The sequence below is a fragment of the Clostridium sp. genome, from assembly GCF_021372645.1.
In the GTDB taxonomy this organism is placed as follows: domain Bacteria; phylum Bacillota; class Clostridia; order Clostridiales; family Clostridiaceae; genus Clostridium.
In genome coordinates this window covers 1-8,166 of record NZ_JAJFUC010000093.1, presented here as the reverse complement: position 1 = coordinate 8,166, position 8,166 = coordinate 1, and the positions used below count along the sequence as shown (strand labels likewise).

Annotated in this window: 11 protein-coding genes; 10 read left to right on the top strand and 1 reads right to left on the bottom strand. The window is 28.4% G+C overall.

From position 1 onward, the window contains the following. The first annotated feature begins 130 nt into the window (after nt 1-130). From LLF98_RS13925 to LLF98_RS13915, 3 genes are all read left to right on the top strand, one after another. Entirely contained in the window at nt 131-733 is a 603-nt protein-coding gene (locus tag LLF98_RS13925; RefSeq protein ID WP_291704607.1) for a hypothetical protein, read from the top strand. A 404-nt stretch (nt 734-1,137) separates the two neighbouring features. Continuing rightward, the gene (locus LLF98_RS13920; RefSeq protein WP_291704605.1) at nt 1,138-1,872 is read left to right on the top strand and encodes an AzlC family ABC transporter permease; all 735 of its coding nucleotides are present in this window, start codon (nt 1,138-1,140) and stop codon (nt 1,870-1,872) included. Continuing rightward, the gene (locus LLF98_RS13915; RefSeq protein WP_291704604.1) at nt 1,869-2,189 is read left to right on the top strand and encodes an AzlD domain-containing protein; all 321 of its coding nucleotides are present in this window, start codon (nt 1,869-1,871) and stop codon (nt 2,187-2,189) included. The genes LLF98_RS13920 and LLF98_RS13915 overlap by 4 nt, the downstream gene beginning before the upstream one ends. A 147-nt stretch (nt 2,190-2,336) precedes the next feature. Here the strand turns inward: LLF98_RS13915 and LLF98_RS13910 are convergent, their stop codons facing one another. After that, entirely contained in the window at nt 2,337-2,591 is a 255-nt protein-coding gene (locus LLF98_RS13910; protein ID WP_366512121.1) for a hypothetical protein, read from the bottom strand. 342 nt (nt 2,592-2,933) lie between these two features. Between LLF98_RS13910 and LLF98_RS13905 the strand changes: the two genes are divergently transcribed. The 7 genes from LLF98_RS13905 to LLF98_RS13875 all read left to right on the top strand — a co-directional run. Continuing rightward, entirely contained in the window at nt 2,934-3,656 is a 723-nt protein-coding gene (locus LLF98_RS13905) for an amino acid ABC transporter ATP-binding protein (RefSeq protein ID WP_291704602.1), read from the top strand. 86 nt (nt 3,657-3,742) lie between these two features. Continuing rightward, on the top strand, nt 3,743-4,546 hold the full coding sequence (locus LLF98_RS13900) for a transporter substrate-binding domain-containing protein (protein WP_291704600.1): 804 nt from the start codon (nt 3,743-3,745) through the stop codon (nt 4,544-4,546). Beyond that, nucleotides 4,546-5,274 carry an amino acid ABC transporter permease gene (locus LLF98_RS13895; RefSeq protein WP_291704598.1) on the top strand — a complete coding sequence of 243 codons (729 nt, stop codon included), beginning with the start codon at nt 4,546-4,548 and terminating at the stop codon, nt 5,272-5,274. Before LLF98_RS13900 ends, LLF98_RS13895 begins: the two co-directional genes overlap by 1 nt. Before the next feature lie 2 nt (nt 5,275-5,276). Further along, complete coding sequence (locus LLF98_RS13890) at nt 5,277-5,909, top strand: amino acid ABC transporter permease (protein ID WP_291704596.1); 633 nt, start codon at nt 5,277-5,279, stop codon at nt 5,907-5,909. 314 nt (nt 5,910-6,223) lie between these two features. After that, a complete protein-coding gene (locus LLF98_RS13885; RefSeq protein WP_291704594.1) occupies nt 6,224-6,895 on the top strand; it encodes a response regulator transcription factor in 672 nt (223 codons plus the stop codon). Further along, the gene (locus LLF98_RS13880) at nt 6,892-7,905 is read left to right on the top strand and encodes an ATP-binding protein (RefSeq protein ID WP_291704592.1); all 1,014 of its coding nucleotides are present in this window, start codon (nt 6,892-6,894) and stop codon (nt 7,903-7,905) included. The genes LLF98_RS13885 and LLF98_RS13880 overlap by 4 nt, the downstream gene beginning before the upstream one ends. A gap of 135 nt (nt 7,906-8,040) precedes the next feature. Then, nucleotides 8,041-8,166: zinc-ribbon domain-containing protein (locus LLF98_RS13875; RefSeq protein WP_291704609.1), on the top strand; the 126-nt coding region annotated here is incomplete at its 3' end.

The following is an 8,166-nucleotide window of genomic DNA, read 5'->3' as shown; positions in this document are numbered from 1 at the left end:
CTTTTTAAGTAGCAAAGCCTATTGAGTGTTATAGCAAACAGGAGTAGCCTTGGCAAAACTGGACACTATGAAGTAGGAAAGAAACAAAATTATAGACTTTTATATTCTTTTTGTAAAGTTTTATAGAATTTTGGTAACGGTATTAGAAAGAATATCTGCAAGAAATATTATCTTGGTTCATGGAAATGAAGACGTTATAAGAAGCTTAGGTAAAGAAGTGTCCAATGAATTTATAGGAAAAACATTTACACCCGCTTGTGGTGAGGAAATAAATATAAACATTAGAAATCCCAGAAAGCAATTAAATAAGAATTTTCCACAGATTTTAAGTAGAAAAGATAAACTAAGTGAAGAAAATATAAGTGAATTGTGGAAATTTATTTATGAAAATTACAATAATAAGCTTTTGACTATTGAAGAATTATCATATATATGGAGTGGTGAAAAGAATTTTTTTGGGGAAGAAAATTTAGAAGTAGAAAATGGTACTCATAATAAAGTTTCTGAGGTTCATGAAAATAATGATAATCAAGGTATAAGTGAATTTAAGCAAGTTATTGTAAGGAGTGTATATTTTGAAAGCGATTTAAAAAGGTTATTTTTGTTTAAAGCAAGAAGAGAAGATGATATAATCGAGGATTTAAAGCCTAAAGAGCTTACATTACAAGAACTTTCTAGTATTATAGAAGAAAAGTTCAAGGACTTTGAGTACAAAAAGATTAGTATGAGATAAGTTATATTTTGAAGTAGAGGACGCTATAGCTGTAGAGCAGAATGTAGCCTTAAATTTAATTGATAAAGCCTTTGAAAATGAGGAACATAAACCTTATAAAAAAGTATCAAGACTAACGGCAATAAAAGATATATTGAGCTTGTCTTTATATCGCCTAAAATTGGCCAAAAGCTTGAAGAAAAGCTAGGTCATATAACCCAAGCAATATGACAGTTTCCTTAAACATTGCAAATGGAGAAGAAAGATTTTAAAATATTAAAGATGAATTTGAAAAAATTACGGGATGTATTCTTATAAATAGCTAAGTATAATTTAAGAAAAAACAAGGATAAAAACAATATATTAAATAAGAAAGTTCTTTTTTTCTTATTTAAAAAAATTAAATACCAAAGGGGGATAAGTATGTGGAAATTAAGGAGGCATGCAATAATTCTATAAATATAAAAAATAAAACTAATACATATTATTTTATTCAAGGAGTAAAAGATTGTATACCAACTATATTTGGATATTTAAGCATAGGATTTGCCTGTGGAATTCTATCTAAATCATGTGGTCTTACATTTTTTGAAGCAATAGGAATGAGTATTTTTATTTACGCTGGATCAGCTCAGTTTATTGCTTCGAGTATGATATTATCAAATGCATCTACAGCAAGTATAGTATTATCAATTTTCTTCGTTAATTTTAGGCACTTATTTATGAGTGCATCATTAGCACCATATTTTAAGAAAAATTCACTTTTAAAAAATATCTCTATAGGAGCACTGTTGACAGATGAAACTTTTTTAGTCGCATCAGCAGAAGGATTTAATAAAAAGAATATTAATTATTTCTGGATGATGGGTTTAAATATTATTGCATATATAAACTGGATTATAGCTACAGGGATTGGCGTCCTTCTTGGAAGTATTATACCAGACTACAAGGTTTTTGGATTAGACTTTGCTTTAATTGCCATGTTTATAGGATTATTAATTTCAGCAGTAAGGGACAATGTAAAATTAAATAAAGCGATTATAATAATTATTACAACTATAATAGTTTTAATAATAAGTACACAAATAGCATCAACTAGTGCTGGTGTTATTATAGCAGCAGTTATTGGAGCATTAATTGGGGTGGTGATTAAGGAATGAACTTTTATGTGTGGAGTGTTATTATAGGAGGGTGCATTGTAACTGTACTTCCAAGAGTATTGCCAATAACTATATTATCAAAAATAAAGTTAAATAAAAATGTTGAAGAATTTCTAACATACATACCTATATCAATATTAGCTGCCTTAATAGCAGTAGAACTTTTTACTGTGAATGATAAATTTTCAATCCGAGGTAATTTTTTAGAACTATTGGCAGCAATACCTACAATATTAATTGCTTTTAAAAAGAACAATTTGTTATTAACAGTAGTTGTTGGGATAGTTTCAGTTGCAATTTTAAGATTTGTATTTTGAATAGTGGATTAGTAGAATATTTTAAAGAACTAAGCATAATATAGACTTTTTTCTTTATATCATATGACAGATACTATAAAACAGATAATAATTAGAGTTTGCTTAATAAGCCCTAATTATTATCTGTTTTATTAGGATACATAGATATTACTTGAACTTTTCTGGAAACTGTTTGACAATACCATCTGAAAGCACATCAACAACTTTACCTGCAATTGAAATATGGTCTCTTAAAAGTTTTGAAAGTTTATTTCCAGCTTCTTCTCCATAATATGGTTTGATTGAAGAACTAATATCATCTTGATTTTTAATTAGTCTTTGTAATACAATATTTTTATCTGGAAGAATGGCTAAATCACTAACGATAAAACATAATATAGTCCTTTTATTTTTAACATTCATTTAATTTTCTCCTATAACTAAAAATGCTTATACTCAATTGAATCTTAATGTATTGCAATATTATAAAAAAAACTTGCAATAATTGAGAGGATTTGCATTTGAATTAGTTAAATTTTAGAATTACTTGAAAGAATATGGTTATTTTATTGCAAGAAAAGAAAATAAACCTTGTGTAAATTTACTCGCATATGATATTATAAAGATACAAGGAAATGCTACTTTATTCAAAATATTGCTTTAAGCTTTACAATGCCTTTAGAAAAAGTTTTGTAGATAGAAGAGAGTAATCACAGGCGCTGACGAATTTCCGTGAGAACTCAAAAAGTTAAATGGGGGACATAAATGATTAAGTTAGAAAATATAGTTAAAAATTTTGGAGATATACATGTTTTAAAAAATGTTAACTTAACAGTCAAGGAGGGAGAAAAATTAGTTGTAATAGGTCCTAGTGGATCTGGAAAATCAACTCTTATTAGATGCATGAATTATTTAGAAGAGCCAACTTCAGGAAAAGTAATTGTAGATGGATATGATTTGAATTTCAAAAAGGATTTAGCGAAAGTTCGTCAATCTACCGCAATGGTTTTTCAACAATTTAATTTATATCCACATATGACAGTGTTAGAAAATCTTACATTAGCACCAATAAAACTTCAAAATGTAAGCAAGAAAGATTCAGAAGAGTCTGGATTAAAATATTTAGAAAAGGTAGGTCTTTTAGAAAAGGCAAATGTTTATCCAAGTCAACTATCAGGAGGACAACAACAGAGAGTTGCAATAGCAAGAGCACTTAATATGCATCCTAAGATAATGTTGTTTGATGAACCAACATCTGCATTAGATCCTGAAATGATTCAAGAAGTATTAGATGTATTAGTTGGATTATCTAAGGAAAACATCACAATGGTTGTTGTGACTCATGAAATGGGATTTGCAAAACAAGTAGCAGATAGAATTGTATTTATGGATGGTGGTCAAATAATTGAAGAAGCACATCCAAAAGAATTTTTCTCAAATCCAAAAAATGAAAGAACTAAAAGCTTCTTAAATAAAGTTATAAGATAAGAATTTGCACAGTGTAATTTAATGTGAAAACTCTTTAAGCTTAAAAGAATACATAGTAAAAAATGAAAATATAGGGAGATAAACATATGAAATTGAAAAAAGTATTATTAGGATTAGGATTAGGATTATGTATTATGATGACAGGTTGTGGTTCATCATCAACAAATAATAATAGTTCTGAAGCAAAAGAAATACAAGCAATAAAAGATAGAGGAGTATTAAAAGTTGGGGTAAAAGTTGATGTTCCTAAATTCGGATATAAAAACCCTCAAACAGGTCAAATAGAAGGATTTGAAATTGATTTATCTAAGCAAGTAGCAAAGAAGATTTTAGGCGATGAAAATAAAGTTGAATTTCAAGGTGTTACAGCAAAGACAAGAGGCCCACTTCTTGATAATGGAGAAGTAGATATGGATGCTTGTACATTTACAATAACTGACGAGAGAAAGAAGAGTTATAATTTTTCTGACTCATATTTAAAAGATGGGGTTGGATTACTTGTTAAAAAAAGTCTTGGTGTATCATCACTTAAAGAGTTAGATGGAAAGACAATTGGAGTAGCTCAAAGTTCTACAACTAAAGCGGCATTAGAACAAGAAGCAGCTAAGCAAGGAATTAAACTTAAATTCTCTGAACTTAGTAGTTATTCTGAACTTAAGGCAGCATTAGATTCGGGTAGAGTTGATTGTTTTTCAGTTGATGCATCTATTTTAAATGGATATGTCGATGATTCTACAGTAATATTAAATGATAGATATAACCCTCAAGAATATGGTATTGTAAGTAAAAAAGATAATACTGAACTTGCTAAAGTAATAAATGAAGTTGTAAATGAAATGAAAACTTCAGGTGAAATGGATAAGTTAATTGCAAAGTGGGATATTAAATAATGAATAGTCCATTTGCATGGTTTAAATGGGAAGCAGTTTTTAGAGATTATAACGTATTCTTTGAGGGATTTTTAACAACACTTGAAGTTGCAGTTTTAGGACTTGCACTTGCATTAATACTGGGGGTTATCTTTGGGGTACTTTCTACAAGTAAATTAAAATTTTTAGAAATTATAAGTAGAATATATGTAGAAATAATTCAAAATACACCTCTTGTAATTCAGATCTTCTTCTTATTTAATGGGCTTCCATATATAAAGGTGGTATTACCAGTATTTGCAATAGGGGTATTGGGAGTTGGATTTTATCATGGCGCATATATAGCAGAGGTTGTAAGAACTGGTATAATATCTACACCAAAGGGACAATTTGAGGCGGCTAAGTCTCAAGGATTCTCTCATACTCAAACTATGAGGTATATAATATTACCGCAAACAATAAAGATAATAATACCACCACTTACAAATCAATTAGTAAACTTAATAAAAAATACGTCAGTACTCGCAATGATTGCAGGTGGAGATTTAATGTATACAACAGACTCATGGTCAAGTTCAAATATGTACTATGGTCCTGCATATGTTGTATCTGGTATGCTTTATTTTATAATGTGCTATCCACTCGCAAGATTTGCAAGAAAACTTGAATTAAAAGAAAAGAAGGGAAAAACAACTGTTTCTGAGACTTCTATGGAAGGCTTATCAGTTGCAAGTGAAGGGGGGCTATAAAAGTGTCACAAGTATTCAATCAGACTAACATAATATTTCTATTAAATGGAATAAAATTGACTTTAATTATAGCACTTGTATCAATTGTATTAAGTATGTTTTTTGGAACAATTCTTGCTGTATTAAGAAATTTTTCGAGTGGTATTTTAGGAAAGATAGCAACTATATATATAGAAGTTTTTAGAAATACACCATTATTATTATGGATACTATCTATTAGATTTCTTGCTCCGATACCACCTATGTATTCAGGAATTCTATCATTCACTTTATTTACTTCAGCTATAATGGCAGAAATATTTAGAGGAGGAATGAATTCAGTTAGCAAGGGACAATATGAAGCGGCTTATTCTCAAGGATTTTCAAAATTTCAAACTTTAAAATATGTAATATTACCACAGAGTTTTAGAAGCTGCATTCCAACATTTTTATCTCAATCAGTTACAGTAATAAAAGATACATCATTTTTGTGGGCAGTTGGAATAGAAGAATTTACAGGTAAAGGGATGATACTTATGGGAAGTTTCGCAAGTTCATCGCAAGTATTCTTATTATTTGGAACTTTAGCTGCAACATACTTTATAATAAATTTTGCAATATCATGTAGTGTTAGAACTATTAAAACTGCATATTAAAATTAAAAAGTTATTTTACAGAAAGGACTGTCTCAAAATAAAGTGGAGACAGTCCTTTTTGTATTTTTCAGAAGTAGTATTTGATATAATAACACTATTAGGAAAATCTGATGTAATCTTTTGATATACTTTGATAGGTATATAATGAGTTTTCACCAGATCTTGTAAAGTTGGTAGTAAATAGTTATTCTGATATTATTGAAAGAAATGATTTAATAAAAGATATAAGCAAATTGTTACAATTGTATTTAGGAAATGCAAAGGAAATCTGAATAGGACTGCTTTCATAATTATAATTTTAAAGGAGGAGTTGTATGCCTAAAATCATGTTAATAGAAGATAATGAAAATATAAAAAAAGAGCTTACTGAATTTTTAATGCGTTATGGATATGAAGCTTATGCACCAAATGATTTTGAAAATATAGTAAAAATAGCTTTAAAGGATGAACCGGATTTGATTTTGCTAGATATAAATCTTCCTTATTATGATGGATATTATATATGCAGGGAAATTAGAAAAGAGAAGGACATACCTATAATAATTGTGACAAGCAGGGATAGTGAAATGGATGAAATTATGAGTATGAATCTTGGAGCAGATGATTTTATAACAAAACCTTATAATACTCAAATACTTCTTGCAAGGATAACTGCTGTACTTAGGAGAACTTCTGGCAATAATTCAGCTTACGAAATAGTTGAACATAAAGGGCTAAAACTTAATATCACTAATGGAACTGTAATTTTTAATGAAAATAAAATTGATGTTACTAAAAATGAACTCAAGATATTACTTTGCCTTATGAAAAATAAAGGGCGCATAGTAAGTAGAGAAGATTTAATGGACTATTTGTGGAATTCAGATCTTTACGTTGATGATAATACTTTGTCAGTGAATGTGACTAGGCTACGAAAGAAACTTCATGAAATAGGATTTGAAGAGGGCATTGAAACAAAGAGGGGACTAGGGTATATACTATTATGAATATAAAAGAATATTTTCTTTCAAAATCACCATACATAATAATTAATTTAATAATATATTTATTAGTTCTAGTTTTAATGAGTATAGCTAAAATGCCAGCTATAATAATGTTTATGATTTTTCTTGTTTGGTTTTCTCCTTTGATCATTTATATAATAGTAGATTTTATTACAAAGAAAAAGTTTTATGGTGATATTACTGGAATCATTGATAAATTAGACAAAAAGTATTTATTGCCTGAAGTTATAAAATCCCCTAATTATTATGAAGGAAAAATTATTTATGAAGTATTAAGTGAATGTAATAGAAATATGCATGAGCATGTTAATTTTTACAAAAATCTTCAAAAAGAGTATAGAGAATATATTGAAACATGGGTTCATGAAATAAAGACTCCAATAGCATCTTCAAAGTTAATTGTAGAAAATAGTGGGAGCAAAGAGAAAAATGCTTTAGGAGATGAGCTTAGAAAAATTGACGAATACATAAATCAAGCTCTGTATTATTCTAGAAGTACGGATGTTAGCAATGATTATATAGTAAAAGAATTTGATGTAAAAGAAGCAATTAAGGAAGCCATTAGAACTAATAGACGTGATTTTATAAATAAAAAAATTTCAGTTGATATTAATGATGTTTCAGGCAAAGCAATAACAGATCTTAAATGGGTAAAGTTTATTGTAAATCAAATTATTATTAATTCCATAAAATATAGTAAGGATAATGGTGGAGTTTTAAAAGCTTATACAACTCAAGGTGAGGATAACATAATATTGACTATTGAAGACAATGGAATAGGCATTTCAAAAAATGATGTAAGTAGAGTTTTTGATAAAGGCTTCACAGGGAAAAATGGAAGGAAGTATGGAAAATCTACAGGCATAGGACTTTATCTTTGTAAAAAACTTTGTGAAAAATTAGGACTTGGAATATCATTAAATTCTATAAATGGAGAAGGAACTAAAGTTAATATAATTTTCCCTATAGGAAAGTTTACAAATTTTAAATAAAACACTTGCAATTTATTTTGAATGTGTTATAATAAACATTGTAATAAAGAAGGTTTTTAATAGATAAGTACATTTCTCCTTTTAGAGAATTATATGGATCGAAATTAATCTTTAAATAAGAGGAGGAATTTAATAATGGAAGATAAAACTTTAGTATGTAAAGATTGCGGAAATGAATTTGTATTCACAACTGGAGAACAAGAATTCTACAAAGAAAAAGGATTTGAAAACGAACCAGTAAGATGTCCTGATTGTAGAAGA